The sequence below is a fragment of the Salmonella sp. SAL4457 genome, assembly GCF_046548235.1.
Classification (GTDB): Bacteria; Pseudomonadota; Gammaproteobacteria; order Enterobacterales; family Enterobacteriaceae; genus Salmonella; species Salmonella enterica.
Map to the genome: position 1 here is coordinate 1 of NZ_JBGDZO010001343.1, position 235 is coordinate 235.

The 235-nt window shown below is 65.5% G+C and carries 1 protein-coding gene; it reads left to right on the forward strand.

Features of this window, described 5'->3' with window-relative positions:
- A partial coding sequence (locus ACLJNW_RS28555; protein ID WP_410962050.1) for a hypothetical protein occupies positions 1–235 on the forward strand: 235 nt, incomplete at both ends.

Genomic DNA, 235 nt, shown 5'->3' on the forward strand with positions numbered 1-235 from the left:
GGGCAGAGCGCCTGGCGGAAGTGGATCGCATCGTCAGCCATGTGGAACTATCGTTGACCGAGCTCCTACAGAAAGTGGATGAAGAGATCGGGAAGGCAGCATGGGACGTCGACCAAAAGGCTCTGGGGGCCGAAGGGCGCCTGGCGCAGGCGGAGGCCAGGCATAGTGAGCTCCTTGCCCGGCGCGAACGGCGGCGGCAGGAGCTGGAGCGGCAACGGTCGTTGACCCTGCAGGC